The organism is Anaerolineales bacterium (assembly GCA_015075625.1).
GTDB lineage: Bacteria > Chloroflexota > Anaerolineae > Aggregatilineales > UBA2796 > UBA2796.
Genome location: JABTTZ010000001.1, coordinates 702392 through 726106, shown reverse-complemented (window position 1 = coordinate 726106; position 23715 = coordinate 702392). Strand labels below are relative to the sequence as shown.

The window sequence follows — 23715 nt, the reverse complement described above, 5'->3', positions numbered from 1 at the left end:
TCAGAGCGCTCGTACAAGCACTTCGGTCAATTCCTCATCGGTGAGGGGAAGGGGGTTGCCTCTCATCGAACTGGCATCGCGTGCCTTTGCCACAATCGCGGGCAAATCGTCCACCCCAATGCCATAGCTGGCTAAGGGCGAAACGGCGAGGGCGCTCACCAGATCAGCCACCCATGCCGCCCCATCTTCCGCCGCTGCTGCCGCGTTTCCGGTGAGAAGGCGGGCAACGTCCTCATAACGATGAAGGGCTGGATTTTCCGCAGCGCGGCTGCGCAAGGCAGCAATGTTTATCGCCATGACCTGCGGCAAGAGTGCCGCACAGATTGCCCCGTGTGGGGCGGAAAACATCCCCCCAATCGGCGCGGCAAAACCATGCACCGCACCCAAACGAGCGTTCGCTAAGGCCAGCCCCCCCAACACGCTGCAAAGCGCCATCCCTTCACGGGCGCGGGGAGTGTCCTTTGCATATGCCTCGCGCAGCGACGCCGCCCCTCGTTGAATTCCCTCACGGCAAAGCGCATCGGTGATTGGGTTCGGGGCGTTGCACACAAACGGTTCAACCACTTGAGTTAGTGCGTCAAGTCCCGTGCTGGCGGTGATGGCGGGGGGGAGTCCGTAACTCAGTTCGGGATCGACAAGGGCAAGGCGGGGAAGCATCAACGGGCTGCGCAAGCTCACCTTCACCTTGTGTTCCGGGGAGGTAAGAACCGCGTTGCGGGTCACTTCGGCGCCTGTTCCGGCAGTGGTGGGAATGGCGATATAAGGCAAGGGTGGCTGTTCAAGGGCTTTTCCCTCGCCAATGACTTCAAGGTAGCGCAGCGGCGGAGCGCTGTTCGTGACGAAAGCAGCAATTGCTTTTCCCGCATCAAGAGCGCTCCCCCCACCAAAGCCAATGACGAGATCGCACGCCGATTCCCGTGCAGCCGCCGCGCCTGCCGCTGCCAGAGCAATCGTCGGCTCACCAACCACAGAAAAGGGGATGCTCAGCACACCTGCGGCGTGCAAACGCCCTAGCAGCCCTTCGGCGCGGGCGGGCGTCCCTCCGGTGATAACAAGCGCCCGCCGCCCGAATCCTTTTGCCAGTGAGCCGATCTCGGCAAGTTTCCCCGCCCCGAATACAATCCGCGTCGCGGTGGCAAATTCAAAGGAGAGCGTCGTCATGGGAGGACGCTCAGGTCAAGACGATCTACAGTGAACGGTGGTTTGTCCCCGATCTGATCGATCAGTCCGGTGATGTCGGAATTGACGACGTACAACACACTGCCTTTGGCAAGCATCCCTAAGGGGGCGCGGAATTTTTCAGCAATCGTCGTCAGCGTGCCGTCTGGTTCAAGCCGGCGCACGACACCGTTATCGCCTTGCCACAAGCTCAGATAGATACGTCCGGCGGAATCGACGGCAACCGTCCGCAAGTTAACCCCAGCGGCGCGGTAGAGCGGCTCGCCAACAGGAACAGAATCCGTCAAGGCAGCGCGGTAGAGCGTCCCTGTTCCGGCGTCGGCAATGAGAAGGGATTTGCGGCTAGGTTCATAGGCAAGCCCAATAGGCTGTGCTTTCGTCGTCCCCAGAAGGGGAATCGTCCACCAAACGAGCGCTGCCCCCTCCGGCGTCACGCGCCAGATCACGCCCTTGTCGGGGTCAGAAACGTAGAGATTCCCCACCTCGTCAAGGGCGAGGTCGGCAAAAAGAGGCAGCCCTACCTGATTGATCGTCTCGGCGTGGAAACGAACCATCCCATCAGGCGTTATGCGCTTGAGCGTTCCCAAAGCACGAAAATCCGGCGCGGAATAATCAATGACATAGAGCGTTCCATCAGGGGCGAGGGTGATTGCGCCGGGGGCGGTGAGCGGAACGGCGGTGGTCATTTGCCCGCTGTCGCTCACCCGCTTCACCGCGCTCCTCCCAAACAGGCTCAAGTAGAGATCGCCGTTGGAAGCGGCGGTAATCCCAATGGGAAACACGTTTGCTTCCTCAAAGTGAAGGTAAGCAGTGAGCGTCACACCAGCAGCGACGGGTACGGCGTCGTGACGCTCACCCTTGTAGCGGTTGGTTACATCGTTGTAGAGAAGAAAGAACCCCCCGCCAGCAATGAGGGCAATGACCATCCCAAAGATCAGGAAATAGAGCAGGCGGCGGCGGGGGGAGGGATTCTCACCGCCTTGCGGTGGGGTTTTCGTTCGATTTGTGATAGACACAGGTTGTCCGATCATCCTCATCAATTTAGCATGGACTATATATCAGGCGGGCTAGTAGACCACCAAGAAAATTTCTAAAAAACCCCTATTCCCCGTCCCCTTTCCCCGTAGTCAGGGAAAGGGGAGAAATGCTGCGGGCGAGGGGGACGCCCCCTCAAAAATGTGATTCCCCCTTCTCTCACAGGGAGAAGGGGGTTAGGGGGATGAGGGTCGTCTCTTTCTATGGTTATCTTCCTGATAGACGACTAGGGCATAAGCCAGATCATAGCAAGTCTCAGGGCTGGATATTGATCGTGACAAGGGTGACTTTGCCCGCCTCCACATAAACAATACGCCGATAGCGGAGAATTGTATCCGCCCCGGTGATCGTTAGGGTGTGGTAGCCAGCAGGCACATCGGGGACGGTGACATTCTCGTTGAAGCCGAGATCGCCGTTCACATTAAAGCCCGTATACGTCCACGCTTGCTGGTAGACGCCGGGCGACTTGACCTCAACCATCACCCCCTGAAGGGGCGTCCCATTGACATCCATGACCCGCGCAGCGACGACGCCCGTATTTGGGTAAGGGGCAAGCCACAATTCGGGGTTGCGGGTAGCGTAATAGTTTTCCGGTTCGCCCGTCCGCACTTCAAAATGGAGATGCGCTCCGGCGGCAATCCCCGCTGAGCCAACATAACCGATCACCTGCCCCGCCGTCACTGTTTCGCCAACGGTGACATTCACATCGCGCAAATGCCCGTAGAGCGTGTAGATTTTGATGCCGCCGACATACTGAAAAGGGTGTTCAATGACGATCAGCCGTCCATAGAAATCGGGCTGAGGACCAAACAAGGTGGTCACATCTTCACCCGCCCAATAGACGACGCCATCTGCCGCCGCGAGGACGGGTGTGCCGCTAGGGTTGGGAAAATCCAGCCCGTGATGGACGCGCAAATTGCCGTTGCTGGTTGAGCCATAAGCGTAGTTCCGCGCCCAATAGGTGATCAGGTCGTCACTGAAGGGACGGCGAAAGAGGAAATGACCCTCCACAACGTTTGACTCGGTGGGCGGGAGCGGCGTCCAGGTGGCATCCGCTCCCCCAAAGCCGCCCGGAATTAGCGTGCTAATCGTCGTGGGGGCGGGGGTGACTGTCGGCGGCGGGGTGTAGGTGGGCGAGGGGGTTGCCCGCTGGCGGGGGGTGTTGGTTGGAAATGGGGTGTTTGTCTCGTTGTTTTGAGCATAGGCGGGAGGAAGCGCCCCCAAGAGGGCGATTCCCACACAGCCGACGAGAAGGATGCTGATGAGGGTACGACGCATCGCTTAGTTTTTTAACCCCGTGCGCCCTTCCACCGCCGCCACAATGACGCCGATCATCCCCCGCGCTTCGCTCAAGAGCGCGGCGACATCCGCCCGCAGCGCATCCGCCCGCCCCGCTGCGGTAAGGTTCTGGGCATTTACGCGGACATTCAGCGCCGCCCCTTCGATCCCCGCCAGCGCCATGTAAGCGCTGACGCCGGCATCGGTAGCCGCGTTGGTGTTTCCCTTTTCGGCGGCGGTTCTTGCCAGCCGCATGATTTCCAGCCCCAAGCGCATTACCGAAAGGGGAACATGTGCCGCCCGTTCCAGTGCCGCTTGGATTGCCCCCTCACGCGCTGGATGCATAGCGTCCAATTTGTAAGCATCCATGACGGCGCGATAGGCGTCAGAGTCATCTTGGACAGCGGATAGCAGCTTTCCGCGCAAGCCTTGTGCGGAAAGGACTATAGTATCCATCTCCGGGGCGACATCGGCATATTTTTTCTTGCCCACCGTCAGGCGGGCAACCATCTCCGCCAGCGCCCCTGCCAACGCTCCTGCCAGCGCTGCCACCGAACCGCCACCGGGGACGGGCGTCCCTGCGGCAACCTCGCTGACAAAGCGGCTCACCCCATCGGGCGCCACCTCCACCGGGGGAAGTCCGAGCGTTGGTTGAGCAAGCCGAGTGGCATCTTCAGGGATGGGAGGTTCGCTTATGGCGGGGCGGGGATGCGCCGCCGCATGTGCCGCCGCCAAACGACGATCCAACAACTGCCGTTTCTCGAAGGCATCCAACTGCAAATACCATTGGGCGGCGTCGATCAGCGCATCATCAGGGATCAACCCCACGAGTTCGGAATAGGCGATGCCCACCCCATAACGCTGTGCCTCGCTGCGAATCATCTCCACCACGCGGTGAATAGGCGTTTTTGTATAATTGGTCAGGTTCATCGACACCTGCGCCCGTCCCTCCACAAGGACGCCCATCCCTTTCACAAAGCGCAAGCCGCCGCTGGACATGCGCACCGCTTTGGCAATCTGTTGGGCAATGCGTACATCGGCGGTAGTGAGGTACACATTGAAGGCGATCAACGGGGCGCGTGCGCCGATCACCGTTGCCCCCGCCGCGCCAAGTTCCGGCTTGCCAAAGTCGGGGAATCGGTTGGGGTCTGTGCCGATGACCGTTTTCAAGCCCTCGTATTCGCCACGTCGGATGTTTTCAAGGTTTTCACGTTCTGGGCGGGTTGCCGCCGCCTCGTAGAGATAGACAGGAATGTTTAATTCTGTGGCAACCCGCGCCCCTAACCGTTTGGCAATGGCAATACATTGCTCCATGCTCACCTCGCGGATGGGGATGAAGGGGACAACATCCGTCGCCCCAATGCGCGGGTGCTGTCCCTCATGCTGATCAAGGTTGATCAACGCCGCAGCCGTTTTGATTCCGGCAAAGGAAGCAGCCTCTACCGCTTCTGGCGTCCCCACAAAAGTGACCACTGTGCGATTGTGGTCGGCGTCACTGCTGTGATCGAGCAGGATAATGGGGGCGGTGGTGGTCATTGCCTCAACAATGGCGCGAACCACCTCTGGGCGGCGTCCTTCACTAAAATTGGGAACACATTCAACAAGGGCATCAACTGGCGGATGAATAGGCGGGGTCGGCACGGGTCATTTTCCTAATTTTGTAACTCAAAATGCGGAGGGAAAGTATAACATAAGGGGTTTGGATGGTGAGGGAGCGTTGGGCGAACGGTGGGAAACCCCCTTTCATTTGCTCATGGGGGTCACATTGTTCTCACTGCATCCTTGCGTTAGACTCATGTTCACCACAAAATGATTGTGTGGAGGGGTGATACCTATGACCATGAAATCACGTAAAATTCCCGGTACAAAGTACATCTATGCCCCCGGTAGTTCGCCAGATAACCCCCCACCCGGTCAGTATGGGGATATAAAACTGATCTCTGGCTCAACCTACGTTCCCTTTGGGCAAGAGGTATCTGACTATCTGAACATCCCTCTGTGTGAACATGAGGTGATCAAGTTTTCCAATGAGAATATTTTCGTCCGCCTCATGCAATCGGTGCGCGGGCAAGATGTCTACTACATCATGGGAATGTCTGCCCCCGTCAGCGATAGCATCATGGAGATGCTGATCACCCTAGACGCCCTCAAACGGGATTCGGCGGGGCGGATCAATGTGGTGATTCCCTATTTCAGTTATGGGCGCAGCGATAAGAAAGATCAGCCCCGTGTGCCGATCACAGCGCGTCTGCTGGCAGACATGATCCAAGTCGCTGGCGCAGATCGCTACATGGCGATTGACCTCCACGCGCCGCAGATTCAGGGTTTTTTCAGCATCCCGGGCGATGCGCTGACTGCCTTCCATTTGATTAGCGATTATTTCGCGGAAAAACGCCTTGAGGATGGCGTTGTCCTCAGCACGGATTTGGGCTTTGCCAAACGGGGGCGCAACTACGCGGCACGGCTGGATATGCCCCTTGCCGTCGTGGAGAAACGGCGCATCGGCAACCGCGATCAGGCAGAGGTGATGAGCCTGATTGGGGAGGTGGCGGGCAAGGCGGCAATTGTCATTGACGATGAATGTGACACGGGTGGTACGCTCTCCAACGCTGTGCAGGTCGCCCTTGATAATGGCGCACGGGAGGTCTATGTTGCCTTCACCCATGCGGTGATGAGCGGTCCGGCGATAGAGCGCCTGACAGCGCTGCCGATTCAGGAAATTGTGACGACGAATACGCTGCCGATTCCCGCGGCAAAGATTGAGAAGTTGCCCAATTTGACGATTCTGAGTGTTGCCCCGCTGATTGCCGAGGTAATCAAGCGAGCGCATGAGGGACGCAGCGTAGGGGAACTGTTCAACGAGTGAGTTCTGCCTACCATTCAAGTATCCTATATATCCCCCATGGAGAGGCGTAAACCTGCGATGATTCCTGTCAAATCAACGCCATCAGCGCTCTCCGTAGATTGCCTCTATCAGGGGGATAATCGCACGATTTTGGCAACACTCCCTGAGAAATCCATTGATCTGATCTTTGCTGATCCACCCTACAACATGCAATTGCAAAACACACTCTATCGCCCGAACCTTACAGAGGTGGATGCGGTTGATGATGCCTGGGATCAGTTCGATACGTTTGCCGCCTACGATCAGTTTACCCGCGAATGGTTGAGCGCCTGCCGACGTGTTTTGAAAGATACAGGAACGATCTGGGTCATTGGCTCATACCACAACATCTATCGGGTGGGGACGATCCTTCAGGACTTGGGCTACTGGTTTTTGAATGACGTGGTGTGGGTAAAGACAAACCCCATGCCGAATTTTCGCGGGGTGCGCTTTACGAATGCCCATGAAACGCTGCTCTGGTGCAAAAAATCCCAAGACCAAAAAAAATACACCTTTAACTACCATGCCATGAAAACAGCCAATGAAGACAAGCAGATGCGCAGTGATTGGGAACTTGCCCTTTGTACAGGGGCAGAACGGCTCACGGAGAATGGGCAGAAGTTACATACCACGCAAAAGCCAGAGGCGCTACTTTACCGTGTTATCTTAGCAAGTTCCAACCCGGGCGATGTGATCCTTGATCCGTTCTTTGGCACAGGGACAACGGGCGCAGTGGCAAAGAAACTGGGGCGGCATTATATCGGTATCGAACGAGAACCCGCCTACATTGAAGGGGCAAAAATACGGCTGGAGAGCATCGCTGCCCCGTTGATGAGTGATGAGAGCGTTTTAGGAAAGTTGGCGACGAAACGCTCTGCACCGCGCATTGCTTTTTCTGCACTGCTGGAAAATGGGCTGTTGTTACCGGGTCAGGCACTTTACCTAGATCGAAATAAACATAAAACCGCCTATGTTTTGGCAGATGGATCGCTGCGCACGCCAGAGGGAGATAGAGGCTCAATCCATAAAATTGGGGCAAAAGTTGGAAACCAGCTCGCCTGTAATGGTTGGGAACATTGGTATTTTGAGACGGATGATCAGGAACTTGAGGTTATTGATACGCTGAGAGAAAAGATCAGACGGGAGATGGGTGTTGCGGCAACAGGGGGAGAGTCTTCCCCCTGATGTGAAATTAATTTTGGCGGGGCGCAATGCATTGCGCCCCGCGCCGCCCGTGAGCGCCCGCGCTAACGCAGCGGGCTAGGAAGTAACCACCCCTTCGGGGCTTGCCCCCACCCTGTAAAACAGAGAGAGGGACTCTCTCCCCCTTTCCCCGTACACAGGGAAAGGGGGGATAGGGCTTCTGAACCAAAACGGTCAACAGAACCTAGGTTACAGCAGCAGCTTCATGGGGTTTTCCAGCAGTTCCTTCAGGGCGTTGAGGTACTGCGCCCCTTCCGCCCCATCGCTCACACGGTGATCGACGCTGAGCGTTGCCTTCATGCGGCTGCCAATGCGTATCTCGCCATTGATCACAACGGGGACTTCCTTCGCCGCTGAGACGGCAAGAATTGCCGCTTCCGGCGGGTTGATGATCGCCTCGAAATGCTCAATCCCATACGGACCCAAATTGCTGACGGTGAAGGTGCTACCTTCCAAATCTTCCGGCTTTACCTTGCCCACCCGCGCTCCGGCGATCATCACCTTGTTGCGTGCCGCCAACTGCGAGATCGGCGTGCTGTCGGCGTTTTTCGCCACAACGTTGATCAACCCGCCGCCATCGAGCGCGACAGCAATGCCCACGTTGATATTCTGATAGCGGATGATCTTATCCCCATAGAAATGGCTGTTCAGGTTCGGGAAACGCCGCAGCGCCAGCGCCGCCGCCTTCACAATCATGTCGTTCACGCTCACCTTGTGATCGTCGGGGAGTTCTTCGTTGATGAACTTCCGCAGGGAAACCGTCGCCGCCATGTCGATCTCGATGGTCAGATAAAAATGCGGGACGTTCTGCTTGCTCTCTGTCGTTCGTTGGGCAATCCGCACCCGCATCCGCGAGAGCGGTTCTTCGGTGATCCCCGCTCCGGAAGGGGGAACAAGGGATTGCGCCGGACGCGGCGTTGTCGTCACCACCGCCACAGCCGGCGCGGGAGCGGCGCTCTGGGGTGGCGTGTAGCTTTCCACATCCGCTTTTGTGATCCGCCCGTTCGGTCCCGTCCCCTTCACCAATTTCAGGTCAATTCCGCGTTCGGCGGCAATGTTTCGGGCAATCGGCGTCGCCCGCACGCCACCGGGGAGGTCAGCATCTTCTTCAACAGCGGGCGCACTCGGTGTACTAGGTGCACCAACCGAAGGGCTACCAGCCGCCGCCGGAGCAGGCGTTGGAGCGCTTGCAGCGCGTTCGCCCGCTGCCCCCACAACGGCAATCACCTGTCCCACGTTGACTGTATCACCCGGGTTGACACTTGTTTGGAGCAAGACCCCGCCAAGCGGCGCTTCCACCTCGATGGTCGCCTTATCCGCTTCCACCTCCGCGATCACCTCACCTTGCTGGATCGTCTCTCCAATTTGTTTCACCCAGTTCAGAAATGTCCCTTGTTCCATGTTCATGCCGAGGGGCGGCATTTTCACCTGTTCCGACATGGCTACAACACCTCTTTCACGGCGGCGATCACTTTTTTGGCATCGGGCAGCGCCATCAATTCAATATCGTGGGCATACGGCAGCGGCACATCCATAGAACTGACCCGCTTGACGGGCGCATCCATGTAGTCAAAGAGGTTATCCTGAATCTGCGCGGCGATCTCGCTGCCGAAACTGTAGAAGGGCAAGCATTCTTCAACAACCACGCAGCGATTTGTCTTTTTAAAGCTCTCAAAGACAAGGTTTAGATCGAGCGGACGCAGCCAACGCAGATCGAGAACTTCACAGTCAACGCCCTCTTTTGCCAGTTCCGTTGCCGCCTCTAGCGACCACTCCACGCCGCGCCCAAAGGTGACGATGGTCACATCCTTGCCGGGGCGCTTGATCTCACCGCGCCCAATGGGCAGGACGAACTCTGGGTTTTCGGGGACGGGTCCCGGTTTTCCATAGAGGGCGATCACCTCGGTGAACAACACAGGGTTGTCATCGCGGATGGATGCCTTCAACATACCCTTTGCATCACGCGGGGTTGATGGGCAGCCCACATAAAGCCCCGGAAAGTGGGCAAAAATTGGCTCTGGGGTGGCGGAGTGCGTGGCAGTGGCTTGCATCCCCCACCCTGTGGCACAGCGTAAGACCATCGGCACCTTAAACTGTCCGTTGAACATGTACCGTATTTTCGCCATGTGGTTCACAATGGCGTCCATAGCGATGAAGGCAAAATTGATCGTCATGATCTCGGCAACAGGGCGCAGCCCGGACATTGCCGAACCAACGGCTGCTCCGGCAATAACCATCTCGCTGATTGGCGTGTCGCGCACACGGCGTTCGCCAAATTCATCCAAAAAGCCAGCGGTGATGCGGTGCGTCCCCTGCCACGCGCCAACCTCCTGCCCCATCACAAAGACGCGCTCATCCCGAATCATTTCTTCACGCAAGGCGGTACGCAGCGCCTCACGCATGGGCATTACTTTCTCTGCCATAATCCCCGCATCCCCTTTAGGCGTAAACGTGGTTGATTAAATCGTCATAGGTGGGGTCGGGGCTTTGTTCCGCAAAGCGGATCGCTGCCTCTACCGTTTCATGGGCGTTGCTGGCAAACTGTGCTAATGTGGTTGCCACCTGCGAATCAAGTCCCTTAAGGTGATCGCCAAGCAGGGTGATTGGATCGCGCTCTTTGTAAAGCGCCATCTCTTGCTCTCGCTTCAGATAATTGCGATCCGAGACGCCATGCCCCTTGTAGCGGTAGGTCATCGCTTCGATGAGGACGGGTCCTTTCTCGCGGGCGTAAGCAACCGCCTCTACCGAGGCATCGTACATTGTCAGCACATCCATGCCATCGACCCGCCCCATATCGTGCATTCCATAGGCAATGGCGCGTTTATGGAGTTCCGTTTGCCCGCTGGAAAGCTCAATGGGCGTTCCCATGCCATAGAAATTGTTCTCGATAACCCAAACGACGGGCAAATCCCACACGGCGCTGAGGTTCAACGACTCGTGAAAATAGCCGTTGTTCGTCGCCCCATCGCCCATAAAGCAGATGATCACTTCGCCGCTGTTTGTGTATTTTGCGGTGAGGGCAATGCCCGCCGCCAGCGCCAAATGCCCCCCGACAATGGCATACCCACCCCACATATTTTTGGAGCGATCTGCCAAATGCATAGAGCCGCCCTTACCGCCGCTGACACCCGTGCGTTTGCCGAACATCTCCGCCATCAGGCGGTTGGCATCCACGCCCTTTGCCAAAGCAATGCCGTGATCGCGGTACGAGGTGATCACATGATCGGTGGGACGCAGGGCAGAAAGCGCCCCGACACCTGTGCCTTCTTGCCCATTGTAAAGGTGCAAATAGACGCCGCCGATCCGCTTTTGGGCGTAAAGCTCTTCGCAGCGTTCTTCAAAGCGTCGGATCAGCACCATCTGACGGTACATCTCCAACTTCTGATCTAGGGTGAGATCAGCCATAATGGTTACGGCGCTCCCTTCCAAAAATAGCACGCCAATCGGACACACCAAAACGACGGCAAATTCCCTGCCGCCGCAGTTTTCCCTTAATCGTTTGCTCAGGAATTCGGAAAAATCTTCCCATGAATGTACCACAGCGGTGAGGGCTGTGCCAATGAGCCGCACGGCTCATGTGCCAATGTACCAATAGAGCTTTCGCAGTGTACCCACCTCATTCAGTTTAGCGATTACATCGAAGCCCTCATCCCCCCAACCCCCTTCGCCCCTTGTGGGAGAAGGGAGAGTCGTTTTGTGAGGGACATCCCCTCACAATCTCCCCTTTTTATGAATACACAAGTCAACGGTGTAAGGCTTGGTTTACTCTCTGAATCCGTGTTTCCCCACTAACGGCACAAAGCGCACACCTCCGAATGTTTGATGGAGATAGTCTGCCCCGCGCCGCACGACACCCACTAAAATTTGATCGTTGCCCGGGTTTTTCCGTCGCCGCCCAAAGGGGAGGGCGTGAACCGCCGCAATTGGCATGATTAGGCGTCCGCCATCAGCAAGCTGATCGATGAGCGGCTGCGGCACGCGAGGGGCGACGGCGGCGGCAATAATGACATCGTAGGGGGCATATGCCTCCAAGCCGGCGCTGCCATCCCCATGAAACATGGTGAAGTTCGTATAGCCGAGGCGGTGAAGGGTTTCGGCAGCATTTGTGGCAAGCGTTTCAAAGCGCTCTATGGCATACACATACCCGCACAGGTGGCACAACAGGGCGGTTTGATAGCCCGACCCCGCCCCAATCTCCAAGACGCGCTCCCCCCCCCGCAGGGCGAGCAGCGCCAACATAACGGCAACCATGTAGGGCTGGCTGATGGTCTGGTTTTCACCGATGGGCAGCGGGTAGTCGGCATAGGCATTCCGGCGCACCGCAAGGGGAACAAAGTCATGGCGGGGCGTCTGGCGAAAGGCTTCCAACACCCGTTTATCGGTGATTCCTCGCTCGCTGATCTGGGTCGCAATCATGATTTCGCGCAGGGCGTCGTAATCAGGATCAATCGCAGAGGTCGGATCACTGGAATCAACCGGCTCATCAGGCATGGCACGCTAACCCCGCCGCTTTTCCATGAATCCCCACAACGCCATCAATGGGAGGGCGGGTTGTTGTTCCCGATCTGCCCCCCGATGATGAAAGCGCCCCACATTCCACAATACAATGAGGTCACGCTTTGCCCGTGTAATGCCCACATAGAGCAAGCGCAGCCGTTCTGCCGAGTAGTCAATACGTGCTTGCTCGGTCGCCGCCCCTTCATAGTAGGCAGCCCCTTCCACAAGACAGGTCAATTGTTGGAGCGCTTCCGCCTCGACATTGAGCGAATCGCGAATGTAGTACCGCTCCGCGATGTAGTGATCATAAGGCTGACGGGAGGGAAAACTGTAATTGTTCACCGAAAGCAGGTAGACACGATCCCACTCCAACCCCTTCGCCGCGTGCATCGTCGCCACCGTGACAACGCCCGGTTTCGGCTGGTAGCCCTCGGCAGTGTCTTCAAAGCCGATGAATTTTCGCTCATTCTTGCTGATCTTCTCTAGCTCTTGGATGAAGATCGACAGACGGGCGGTGGGGTCGTTCCGGGCGACACCGCCCAAGAGATGAGCAATTTTGTAGCAGAGTGCGATCTCAGCCGGTTCGGAGTATAAATCTTGCCCAATGGTCAAGACGAGTTGATCAATGGGCAGAATGGCTGCCCGCAGCCAACGCGCCATCGTTGCCCGGAAGCGCTCTAGATCGTCATGGTAAAGCGCGTCCAACGTCGCCACATCGTAGGGAAAGCTGATCGCCTCTAGCGGCGAGGTATCCGGCGGGGGGGCGATGAACGCCTCCACCCGACGGCAGGCGTTAAAGCCCTTCACGAGGGTATCCCGCCACAGATCATATTCGGCGGGGTGATCATTTTCCGCCCCGAAGTTACGGGGAAACCAGTAATCACGGTAGAGCGCGGCTAGTTTTTCCGCCCCGTTCGCTTTGGCAGGGGTGGCGATGAACTCTAAGGCAGTGCGGAGGCGGGCGGCAGTTTCCCGCGTGGTACTGGTGCTGCGCAGAAGTTCTTCATAGGGAATACCCGCCTCATGGAGCTTTTCGCTCAGTTTGAACCCGCCCGCGTTTTCGGGGACAAGGCAGGCAATTGTCCGCTCTGGGTTTTCCGGTAGGTAACGTTGGAGCGAGGCGATAATCAGTTCCCGTTCGCGGTCTGGCGTAATTTTTTGCCCCGGTTCGTAGGCAATAAACACCTGCGACTCGCTCACCGGGGGGTTGGGCTGCGGGTCATTGGGCGTTGTTGGCACAATCTGCTGTGGGCGGAGGGCGGAGCGCAGCTCAGGGACGGGGTGATCGTCCCTTGTCCAGCGCACGAGTTCATTAGCAAGGTCAAGGATAGATGCCGCCGAACGCCCCGCCTCTGGGAGTAGAAACGCCTTCACCTGTGGGCTATCCAGAAAGCGGGTCAAAAAGCGCGGATCAGCGCTGGTAAAGGTCGTGTTGATCGCCTGATTCGGATCGCCAACGCGCACCCAATAATCAGCGGGGTCAAGCAGGCGGATGAGCGTCTCTTGGAGGGCGCTGCTGTCTTGCGCCTCGTCTTCGAGAATCGCCGTATAGCGGGCGCGGAGGCGAGCAAGGTAGCCTGCATCGGTGCGCAGCGCCATAAGCGCCATCCGTACCAAATCGTTGAAATCCACCGCCCCGCGCATCTGCAACCCACGTTGGTAATTTTCATAGACTTCCAGCCCAAAACGTGCCAAAGGCAGCCGCGCCGGATCATCGCCATGCGCAGCGAGGGCGGTACGCAGATCGGCGGGGGTCAGTTCGCGGTCTTTCGCCCGCCCGATGTAGCGCAAGGCGATTTGGACAAATAGATCGTGGGCATCATTGCTCAGCAGGCGAGGGATATTCGCCTCATGATCACCATGAATATAGTGCCGCAAAAGATCAGCGCCAGAAGTGCGTAAGGTGGCAGTGACGACCTCGCTCAGAAGTTTTTCGCTGGTGCGTTCGTCCACAATCTGAAAATCATCCGCCAGCCCCGCCAGCGCCGGACGTTCGCGCACAATATCATGTGCCAGCCCGTGCAGCGTGCGCACACGGTAGCCAACATGGGGGAGAATATCGCGCTTGCGCCCCAAAATCTCGGCAATCCGCGCCTTGATCGCGTTGGCGGCGGCATTGGCAAAGGTGACGATCAGAACTTCTTGATCGCCAATGGCGGCGCTTTTTTTGCCGCCTTTTGCCGCCTGATCCGCCATACGTTCGATGATCGTCGCCGCGAGGTGTGTTAGAGTAAACGTCTTGCCGCTGCCCGGCACGGCAGAGACGCCCACCCGCCCACGCGGGGCGCTGAGAATGTCTTTTTGCCCGCTGCGGAAGAACGGTTTAGAGGTGCGTTTGGGTTGGGTCATTCGTCCACCGCCTCCTCATTTGTTCCCGCCCGCAGCGCCGCTTGTAACTTCCGCAAAAATAAGCCGCGCTGCTCATGCCCGCTCTCGCCCAAATCGGCTAAAGCGAAGTAGACTCGTTTCCGGCAGCGGCGCACCAACCCAATGATGATCTTGTAGAGCGCCCCTGTTTGGGCGTCGTCTTCATCATCATCCGTCCAAACCTGATCGAGATGGCGATCCCGCCGCAATACGTAAGGGTGCGTCAGCGGCTGCTCCAGACGCTCTGACCACGAGGGGCTGCCCACATCTAGCCAAAATTGGTAATCGACATAGCGATTGCGCATGAGGAAGGTGGACGCTGGAGCGATGAACAGGGCGTTGGAGTCTTCATCTTGCCAGCTTTGCGGAAACAGCGCCGGCAGCAAGCGGGCGTTCACAAAGCCAATGTATTCCCCGCCAACCTGATCCCAATCCCAGTCCGTCCCGGGATACAAGACGCGCCGGAAGCCTTGTGCAGAGTCGATCAATTGGGCAGCGATCCGCCCCGCCTCTAAATCACCATGAAAGCCATAGCCGGGTTGGGAGAGGACTTCCCCAAACAGCCGCCGCCAGAAATGATCCACCGGCACGCGCCCCTCAATCTCACACTGTGCCTGATAGCTATCCAGCCATTCGCGCAAGAGATCGAAGCGTTCGCCCGCCGTGTAGGTGAGCCGCTCTTGGACATCGGCTTTGATCTTGGCGAAGGGGGAAAAAGACGCCACACCATCTTTTTTGCGGTAGACAATATCCGCCAAAAGCCTTGCCCGAACAGGATCAAGCCCGTCAACGGCTTGGGAAAGAGCATCCCCAACATCTTCTGTTGGGGGGAGGTAGCCCATCCCCGGATGGGCAATTCCGGCAAAGGTCAATAAAGCGCGGGTGACCGGCTCATCACGCAACGCCCGCGAGGGACGGTGGGAGAGCGTCGGGAGGTCAACACCCTCTGCCCGCGCCCGCTCTGCAAATTTATAGACGAGGGAGAAACGAAGGGAGTCGTTCAGGTAGGGGGCGAGGATGGCGATCTCGCGGGGGGGGACGCCAGCTTTCACCAGCGCGATTGCCTCCTCTACTGCCCAATCGATCATCTGTGGATAGAAACGGCGCGTGCCGAGGCTGAAGGATTCAGGGAGGGCATCGGTTGGGGTCGGCTCAAAGCGATCCCCCATCACGCGGTTAAACGCCCCGCCAAGCGCGACCAACGGCGGCGACATGATGAACGACTGGCGGAGGGCGATCTTCTCCTCACAGACGGTTTCCAACTGGGCAGCATTGTCGGGGTCCGCGCCGAGAAAATTACGATAGCCGCCGTCCTCGTCGTAAATGATCAACGCCCCTTGTGCGCCGCCCTTTTCGGGATGGAGAAACCACAGCAGAAAATCATGGGCAAGCGGACTGTCTTCCTCTACGTTGTCTGCGATCACGTACCGAAAGGTATTGCGCAGAAATGCCTGTACGTGTGGGTCTGGCAAGAGGTGCGCGGCGAACGCCTCCATCATCAGCGAGAAATCAAGCAGGGTGTGGGTCAGACATTCGGTGCGGAAGGCATTTGCCAATTCCCGCGCTGCCTCGTAGACCTTTGGGCGGGTTTTATCGCGCTCCTCACCCCATGCGGCGATCAGTCGCTCGGCAATCTCATCCACCGGAAAGCGGGTGATTGCCGCCCGATTCAGGTTGTCCAATACCTGAGAGAGGATGCGCTGTGGGGCAACATTCACCGCACCAAAGCGTCCATCGCCAATGACGGGCGCAGCCACCCGCGCCATATAATATTGCGCCGCTTCAACATTCAAAAAGACCGGTTCGCGGGCAGGATCGGCAAACCCCATTTTTTCAGCGATCAATCCCCAATACACCTCAATCAGCGCCCGCGCTAAACTGGCTAAGGTGAGGATGCGCACCGCGCCCCCCGCATAGGTGGAATCGTGCAGGGCTTTTTGATAGGGGCGTCCGAGAGTCACTTGGGGGACAAGGATCAAGATCGTGTCGGGCGGCGTGCCACGTTCTAACCAACGGAGAAGATGCTGCGTGGCGTAGGTTGTCTTTCCCGTCCCGGCAACACCGCTGAGAAACAGACGGCGGTCAAGACGAGCATCGTCATGGTAGCTGAGGAAATCGCTCAAACCGGAGTCCTCATCAGTGTGGGATCATTCTAGCACAATCGTTCGCTCATTGTACCAGAAAGCGTAGGATTCGCCTACACCCGACCCCACCTGCTTTTGACACATCCCTTGTCTTAACCTAAAATCAACCCTTATGACACCCGATACGCACGGGAGATGCTGACATGCCCGCAGGGGATTACCTCGATTTTGAACTGAATATCGACATCCTAAGTCCCGAACGACTGCGGGTGACTGTGGTCAATTCTCCGGCGGGGTCGGTGGCGGTGGAGGTCGCCTATACGCTGACGGAGGCGGAGATTGCCGAGGTTATTGGCGTCCTTGATGGCAGTAACCCCAAAATCTCACGCGGCGCGGCGGCAAAGGTTGCCCGCACCTTTGGCGAAAAACTCTTTGGGCTGATCTTCACCGGGCGCGTCTATACCGCCTATTTCAACAGCCTAAAAGAAGCGGGCGAACGCGGACTGCGGATCAAACTTGGCTTGGAAAACGCCAAGTCACTGGAACTGCTCCCATGGGAGCTTATGCGCGACCCCAACAGCGATTACCTTGTCCTCTCTCGGCAGACGCCATTGGTGCGCTATCCACGCTTACTCACCGTCCGCCCGCTGGTGGAGGTCACCCTTCCCTTACGTGTCCTCGTCTTGATTTCTACCCCGAAAGACCTTGATAAACTTGATGTAGAAGCGGAATGGCAAGCGCTTGTTACGGCGACAAACGACCTGAGAGCGCGAGGGCTACTCGAATTGGTGCGTGTTGATGATGCCAATCTGAGCGCCCTTCAGCGGAAACTTCGAGAACGAACCGCCTTTCAGGTGTTTCATTTCATCGGTCACGCCGCCTTTGATGAGCGTTCGCAAGCAGGGATGCTTGCCTTTGAGGATGCCGGCAGCGGGGAAGCCGTACCCGTGAGCGCAGAAGCGCTTGCCCGTGAACTGAGCGAAGAAAACAGCATCCGGCTTGTCGTCATAAATGCTTGTCAGGGGGCGCGTTCCAATCAAGATGACCCCTTTGCCGGAGTTGCCTCTAGCATCGTCACACGGGGGATTCCGTCCGTGGTCGCTATGCAGTTCGAGATCAGCGACACTGCCTCTCGCCTTTTTGCCGGGGAGTTTTACCGCGCCCTCTCGGAAGGCTACCCCATTGAGGCAGCGGTTGCCGAGGGACGGCGGGCAATTAGCAGCGGGATGAACACCCTTGAGTGGGTGACGCCCGTCTTGTATCTGCGGGCAGCATCGGGGGTGCTGTTCCCCAAACGGATGGATAGTGGGGTTACTGTTGGCGGCGGTGTGCGTGATGTCCTCATGCGTGCGCCGATCCTCGCCCTGCTTGGCGTCATGGGCATCGTTGCGGTAGCGGTATTCATCTTAGCCGCCGGACGTACCCCGGCAGACACACCAACCCCAACCGCCAATGTGAACGTCGCTACCCTAACGCCCACCCCACCGGGAGGGAAAATTGATGTTGATCTGGTCGTTTCGAGCGTGCGTTTCCTGCCACCTAACCCCAATCCGGGTCAGCAAGCGACAATTGCCATTAAGATTGAAAATCGGGGCAAGACTGATTCGGGAAAGTTTTCCTGGGTGTGGTTTGCCACGAATCCCCAAACAAACCCCGAACCAACCTTGCGCGGCGAGGTTTTGAACCTTAGTCCGGGTCTTAGCACAACGGTGATCACGAATTACCGCTTTTCATGGTGGGGGACGTTCACCACAACGGCGTGGGTGAATTTTGATAATGCCATTCCAGAGACGAATATCTTTAACAATTTCCAAAACCGAACAGTGGAACTTGGCAAAGAAGCGTTTGTCGTTGATTTTGCCAATGCTCCCAACGGCGATCTCATTGAACCGGGTGTGTTGCCAGCGGCAGTCTTTGAACGGTGGGGCATCCTCCCCCGTGCGCAGGGTGAGGGGGCGTGCGCGGCTGCCGTTGTGCGGGCGGCAATCAGCGCCCGCGATGTGCCGCGCTTGGTCGTTGGCACTGCCGAAGGGACGCCCGGCTGCGAAACGACACCGCTTGAATTCCTCTTGAATGCCGTTGAGGATACCCCTTCAATCATTGCCGTGACGGTGGCGTTCGCCCCTGTAGCGGCGGGCGAGTATGCATTAGAGATGCTTGGCGGGGATGGAAGCGTCACCAGCCGCCAAACGGTGCAGGTTGAGGCGGGGGGCGTCAACCCTGACGGGGAAAACACGGTGACGATCAGCGCTCCGGCGGGACAGCTTGATTTAGCCCGCTTGGTGTTCCGCCCGCCAGCGGGGGCAGCGGCGGTGGTTTTGTCCCTGACACGGGTAATTCAGTAGGGTCTATAAGGCGTGTCCGCAAAGAGGTTAGCCTAAGAGAGACGCCAAAGCGCTGAGGTGTCTAGGCTCTGTTGGCAGCCTCATTCTCGTAGGGGCGCCATGCCTTGCGCCCATCGCCGTCCGTGTGCGCCCGCCGCTAAAGCAGCGGGCTAGAAGTAACCACCCCTTCGGGGCTTGCCCCCCACCCCCTAATAGAGACAAGGACTCTCTCCCCCTTTCCCTGTGTACGGGGAAAGGCGACTGCTGCGCAGTAACCGGGGGGATAGGGGTTCTGACCCAAAACCGTCAACACAGCCAAGTTGGTCACTTTTGAGTTTATCCCTTCTTGGCAGATGTCCTTTTTCTAATTACGGACACGCCTTACAGGGGTGCGGATGAGATCGGCGGCGTGCGTCTCACCCGCCTTTTCCCTGTGGCTGCCTTTAGGGGCGCTTCATGGGCGTCGGTTCATAGGTTGGTGTTGGTGGGAAAATGATGTTTAAGGTCGGTGTCACTTGCAAGGTGGGCGGCGGGGTGGTCACGCCTAACCACTCACGCCACGCAAGTTCAAATTCCTCCAAGGTCAACCCGGTATGATCAGCCAATGCCTTCGTAAACTTTTCCCCGGTGCGGACACGCTCGATAATCTTTCCCAAACTATCGGCGCCCCATTGTTCATAGAGAAATGCCACCAGCGAGGCAGATTGGGCATACCAATTTGCGGTTTTTAGCGAACTATCCCGCCCCTGAATTGCCACCCGATCCAAGATGGGCAAGCGATCCAGATTGCCCATCATCGCCAGTTGGCGGGCGCGTTCAATTTCCTCATCAATGCCTTCTAACTCGTTGTTCGTTGCTTGCCCTTCGTTGAACCAGCGAGGGACGTTATCCGTGTTTCCATCTAGCCAATCGTTAAGGAAGGCATGGGCAAGCTCATGGGGGACAACCTGCCGAATCACAAAATCACGCTCATCAGGGATCAGCCATTGGACGGTGACTCCGCCAAAGGTAACCCCGGCGTACCAATCAAGGCACATACCGGGGGTAAAGATGGAACAGAACGCCCGAAAATCGTTATAGACAACAATGCGCAGATCGTCTTCAGGGGTAAAGCCGGTTCGCTCTTTCACAAAGGTATAACCCGCCTGTGCCGCTTCCAAAAGGGATTCCCCGAACGCCGCGTCTTGATCGTACCAATAGACCGTAATGCCTTCGACGTTAAGGCTCTGCCAATCGCGGGTGGTATCGGTAATCTCAGCCTTTTGGCGAGGGGTGAGATAAATCTGCCCGGTGTCGTCTTGAAGTTCCCATCGATAAGTGATCATTTGGAAGGGTGGGGTTGTTTCATAGCGGGTGTACCACAGATAACTGAGAGTAACCTCTTGTCCGGGGGTAAAATCCGTGACACGGAAAGCGGTGCTGCCGCCTGTCGCCCGCGTCTGGTAGATGATCCGTGCTTTGACGATACGCCCTTCGGCAATGCGTGCGTGAAGGTCAAAACGCACATAGCGACGGAAAACACTCGTTGTTGTTTCTTCAAGAATGGTGATTTTTGAGGAATCCCCGGCGTGAACGGTTGTCACGCCCACACTGCTGCTCAGGGCGATAACCCCTACGGTGATGATCCATGCCGCTGCCAGCCGAATGAATGTCCGTATCATGAAAAGGTGTCCCTTGTCTTTGGGCATTTTGCAAAGTATAGAGGAATATTCGGTGGGGAGTCGGAACGTTCATCATTTCTGAATATTTTGGCAGCGTTCAGGTGTAGTGATTTGGCGCATCCTGTGCGATAATAGAGATAATCATCTGAAAAAAGGATTGCATCTGATGACCGCACCCACCAGCCCCTTAACCGAGGCGGATGTCCTTTTAGCGTTGCGCAATGTTATTGACCCCGAAATTGGGTTGGATGTTGTTGCGCTTGGCTTGATCCGCGAGGTAACCCTCCACCCGGATCGTTCCCATGTGAAGATGATCCTGACAACGCCGTTCTGCCCTTATGGTCCGCAGCTTTTGGAACAGGCACGGATGTGCGTCCAAGAGACAACGGGCGTCCCGACGACCATTGAGTTCAGCCCAGAACTATGGGACCCCTCGATGATGGAGGAAGGCGTTGCCCAAGATTGGGGCTTGTTCTATTAGGAATTCAGCGATATATCCCGCTCCTCTTGCCATCTAGGACAGAGGAGCGCAGTTATCCGCCTTTGTTCTTTTGCGGATTATAGGGAGAATTAGGGAGGACATAGGTTCATATAGGAAAGTCCTCATGAACACGCCGGATCCATCTACTCCCGTTTCATCTCCCCTTGATGCAGCAGAAAAATTGCCTCACCCACAGACACCAAAACGTTGGTTTAACCGCACCGTTATAGGCGCAGGGCTGACCAGTGCCTTTGGCGATTTTTGTTATGAAACTACCACCGTCATCTTGCCCGGTTTCCTTTCCGTACTTGGTCTACCCGCCGCCCTCTTAGGGACAATTGAGGGAATTGCCGACGCCATTGCCAGTTTTACCAAGATGGGCGCTGGCTATATTGCCGATAAATTGGGACATCGCAAGCGATTGGTGCTGCTTGGTTATGGGCTGACTCCAGTCGGGCAAATTTTGATCGCCCTTGCCGTCGGTTGGCATTTGCTCTTGTTGGGGCGGATAGTCTCATGGTTTGGGAAGGGGCTTCGCGGTCCGCTGCGGGATGCGATTGTTGTTCAATCCGTCACGCCACAAATACGCGGGCGGGCGTTCGGATTTCATCGCGCCATGGATACGCTCGGTGCAGTTTTTGGACCCTTGTTGGGCGTTCTTTTATTGGGCTGGTTTCAGGAACGCGGCGTGGGCGCCCCCGCCCAACCCTTTCGCTTTGTATTCTGGCTCAGTGTGATCCCCGGCGTGTTGGCGGTGATCACCTTTCTGATCTTCGTGCAAGACCCCGAACAGTCTGCCAACCCCGCCCCTAACTTTTTTGCTGCTTTGCGGAGACTGCCCACCCGCTTTCGGCGCTATTTGCGGGCGGTGGGGCTTTTTGGTATTGGCGATTTCTCCCACAGTTTGCTGATTCTGGCGGCAACCCAGCTGCTTACTCCCTCTTTGGGAGTGATACAGGCGGCACAAATCGCCGGATTGCTCTACATTTGGCGCAACATTGTCCAAGTCGTCACCTCCTACCCCATTGGACTGCTAGGGGATCGGATCGGGTCGTATCGCGTGTTGAGTATGGGCTATGGGCTTGGGGCGTTTACCGCCCTTCTCACCGTCGCCGCATTCTGGTTCAAGGTCGATAGTGTCGTTTTTCTTGGCGGCATCTTCTTGGTCGCCGGGTTGTACATTGCCGTACAAGAAGCATTGGAATCGACAGTGACCGCCGAGATGGTGAGCCAAGAGACCCTGACGATGAGCTATGGGACGTTAGGGGCAGTGAACGGCACAACGAAGTTTATCTCTAGCACGCTGGTGGGCGTCCTTTGGACGGCAGTTTCCCCTTTGCTTGGATTTGGGGTTGCCGCCGCCCTGATGATCGCTGGCACAGGGGCGCTGCTGAGCGGGCGGACGGGCAATCCAGTCTAACCCATACAGTGAACTACTGCGCCGATTTTCCCTCAACGGTAATTGTGTAACGGAGGGCGCTCCCACCCAATTCGGGAAAGGTGATCTCAAAGCGCCCCACCTCGCCGGGGAGAAGGGCGGCTTTGTTCAGGAATACGCTGTCGGCGGCAATCACCTGTGAGGCATCATCAAAGACGGTCACAATCGCCTTGACGAAATAGGCTGCCTGCTGCGTTCGGTTGACCACATCGGCAACAATGACAAGGTGACCGTTCGCATTGTAGCTGGCACGATCATTGCCACGAATAAATTGATCATCGCCTAAATAGCTACTCACGGCATATTCGGCATAACGTCCCGCCCCTTGCAGTTCGTAGCGTACCGCTTGTGTAGGACGCCCATTCCGAAAGCGAATACTGAAGGGAGCGGTCCCGCCCGCAGGGACAATTTCTGTGGCGACAACGTTTGAGGCAGTTTCCAAAACGGTATTGCTCGCATCAAACAAAAGCGCCGTGATCCGAATTGCCTCCAGCGGAGTTGTCCCTGTGTTCGTGACCACCCCATTAATGACATACTCGCCGGTGGGTGTTGTCCAAGCATACAGGTTATCAAACCTGAGGACGCCCGGTGTATCTACCGACCCACCCTCCACCACAGCCCGTAAATCGCTGGCGGTGATCACTGCCGAGGGATCGATACGGAGGGTATTGATCACCGCCCGAAGGGTTGCCATTGCGCCCCCTTCAAGATCGCTTATATCCGCTTCTAGGGCAGCCAGATACGCGCCATTCGCCTGAAAAAAGGTGTTCAGCGTCCGCGCCCCAATAGGGGTTTGGCGAACGCCGACCACACGCCAACTGCCATCGCCCTGAGCATTCCGGCTCAACTCATGATAACTATCTGGTTTGGGGTTGATCAACACCAGAAAGCGATCCATTGAATCGAGCAGCGCGGCAGCGCTTAAAACTGTACCCGTGTTCACAATGTAAACAGCAACCGGCAGCCCGGCTGACCCTGACGCCGAAAACTCGACATGGATCACCCCCCCGTGACTCACATCCCGCACCGCCCAATCGGGGGGGAGGCGCAGGCTAAAGACCCCACTAGGATGGCGGTAGGTGCGAAAATTCGCGTCCGGTGGAATCGGGGTTGCCACCTGGACGGCAGTTCCCGTTCCACATCCGGCAAGAAAGAAAACAGCCCCCATCCATAGGACCACCATCCTATGAAAATATCGGGGTCTCTTACCGGTGGGAGATGGTGTGTTATCGCCCCTTCGGGCGGTTCTCGGTACACTGTTCAGCATATAGCCACTCATTATAG

17 protein-coding genes are annotated in these 23715 nt (G+C 57.1%); 5 read left to right on the top strand and 12 right to left on the bottom strand.

Translation table 11 applies throughout. The features are described from left to right. From HS103_03035 to ftcD, 4 genes are all read right to left on the bottom strand, one after another. Window positions 1-1161 carry an iron-containing alcohol dehydrogenase gene (locus HS103_03035; protein MBE7511778.1) on the bottom strand — a complete coding sequence of 387 codons (1161 nt, stop codon included), beginning with the start codon at window positions 1159-1161 and terminating at the stop codon, window positions 1-3. Further along, window positions 1158-2195 carry a hypothetical protein gene (locus tag HS103_03030; GenBank protein ID MBE7511777.1) on the bottom strand — a complete coding sequence of 346 codons (1038 nt, stop codon included), beginning with the start codon at window positions 2193-2195 and terminating at the stop codon, window positions 1158-1160. The genes HS103_03035 and HS103_03030 overlap by 4 nt, the downstream gene beginning before the upstream one ends. A gap of 274 nt (window positions 2196-2469) precedes the next feature. Continuing rightward, a complete protein-coding gene (locus HS103_03025) occupies window positions 2470-3492 on the bottom strand; it encodes a M23 family metallopeptidase (protein ID MBE7511776.1) in 1023 nt (340 codons plus the stop codon). 3 nt (window positions 3493-3495) lie between these two features. Then, complete coding sequence (ftcD, locus tag HS103_03020) at window positions 3496-5133, bottom strand: glutamate formimidoyltransferase (protein MBE7511775.1); 1638 nt, start codon at window positions 5131-5133, stop codon at window positions 3496-3498. Between the two features lie 199 nt (window positions 5134-5332). Here ftcD and HS103_03015 point away from each other — a divergent pair, with 199 nt between their 5' ends. Together HS103_03015 and HS103_03010 are read left to right on the top strand one after the other, a co-directional pair. Next, a complete protein-coding gene (locus tag HS103_03015; protein MBE7511774.1) occupies window positions 5333-6358 on the top strand; it encodes a ribose-phosphate diphosphokinase in 1026 nt (341 codons plus the stop codon). A 57-nt stretch (window positions 6359-6415) separates the two neighbouring features. Continuing rightward, window positions 6416-7561: a site-specific DNA-methyltransferase gene (locus HS103_03010; protein ID MBE7511773.1), complete on the top strand. Its 1146-nt coding sequence runs from the start codon at window positions 6416-6418 to the stop codon at window positions 7559-7561. A 207-nt stretch (window positions 7562-7768) separates the two neighbouring features. Here HS103_03010 and HS103_03005 read toward each other — a convergent pair whose 3' ends face one another. The 6 genes from HS103_03005 to HS103_02980 form a co-directional block, all read right to left on the bottom strand. Then, complete coding sequence (locus tag HS103_03005; GenBank protein ID MBE7511772.1) at window positions 7769-9019, bottom strand: 2-oxo acid dehydrogenase subunit E2; 1251 nt, start codon at window positions 9017-9019, stop codon at window positions 7769-7771. Between the two features lie 2 nt (window positions 9020-9021). Further along, window positions 9022-10002 carry an alpha-ketoacid dehydrogenase subunit beta gene (locus HS103_03000; protein MBE7511771.1) on the bottom strand — a complete coding sequence of 327 codons (981 nt, stop codon included), beginning with the start codon at window positions 10000-10002 and terminating at the stop codon, window positions 9022-9024. 16 nt (window positions 10003-10018) lie between these two features. Next, complete coding sequence (locus HS103_02995; GenBank protein MBE7511770.1) at window positions 10019-10951, bottom strand: pyruvate dehydrogenase (acetyl-transferring) E1 component subunit alpha; 933 nt, start codon at window positions 10949-10951, stop codon at window positions 10019-10021. Window positions 10952-11341: 390 nt separating this feature from the next. Continuing rightward, window positions 11342-12070, bottom strand: a complete 729-nt coding sequence (locus HS103_02990) for a protein-L-isoaspartate(D-aspartate) O-methyltransferase (GenBank protein MBE7511769.1) — start codon at window positions 12068-12070, stop codon at window positions 11342-11344. A gap of 6 nt (window positions 12071-12076) precedes the next feature. After that, window positions 12077-14425: an ATP-dependent helicase gene (locus HS103_02985; GenBank protein ID MBE7511768.1), complete on the bottom strand. Its 2349-nt coding sequence runs from the start codon at window positions 14423-14425 to the stop codon at window positions 12077-12079. Beyond that, a complete protein-coding gene (locus HS103_02980; protein ID MBE7511767.1) occupies window positions 14422-16566 on the bottom strand; it encodes a hypothetical protein in 2145 nt (714 codons plus the stop codon). The genes HS103_02985 and HS103_02980 overlap by 4 nt, the downstream gene beginning before the upstream one ends. A 164-nt stretch (window positions 16567-16730) precedes the next feature. Between HS103_02980 and HS103_02975 the strand changes: the two genes are divergently transcribed. Continuing rightward, window positions 16731-18872, top strand: a complete 2142-nt coding sequence (locus tag HS103_02975) for a CHAT domain-containing protein (protein ID MBE7511766.1) — start codon at window positions 16731-16733, stop codon at window positions 18870-18872. A gap of 422 nt (window positions 18873-19294) precedes the next feature. Here HS103_02975 and HS103_02970 read toward each other — a convergent pair whose 3' ends face one another. Beyond that, complete coding sequence (locus HS103_02970; GenBank protein ID MBE7511765.1) at window positions 19295-20512, bottom strand: hypothetical protein; 1218 nt, start codon at window positions 20510-20512, stop codon at window positions 19295-19297. 166 nt (window positions 20513-20678) lie between these two features. Between HS103_02970 and HS103_02965 the strand changes: the two genes are divergently transcribed. Next, the gene (locus tag HS103_02965; GenBank protein MBE7511764.1) at window positions 20679-20993 is read left to right on the top strand and encodes a metal-sulfur cluster assembly factor; all 315 of its coding nucleotides are present in this window, start codon (window positions 20679-20681) and stop codon (window positions 20991-20993) included. 124 nt (window positions 20994-21117) lie between these two features. Continuing rightward, window positions 21118-22413 carry an MFS transporter gene (locus tag HS103_02960; GenBank protein MBE7511763.1) on the top strand — a complete coding sequence of 432 codons (1296 nt, stop codon included), beginning with the start codon at window positions 21118-21120 and terminating at the stop codon, window positions 22411-22413. Window positions 22414-22426: 13 nt separating this feature from the next. Here the strand turns inward: HS103_02960 and HS103_02955 are convergent, their stop codons facing one another. Continuing rightward, a complete protein-coding gene (locus HS103_02955; protein ID MBE7511762.1) occupies window positions 22427-23599 on the bottom strand; it encodes a DUF3426 domain-containing protein in 1173 nt (390 codons plus the stop codon). Window positions 23600-23715 lie beyond the last annotated feature (116 nt).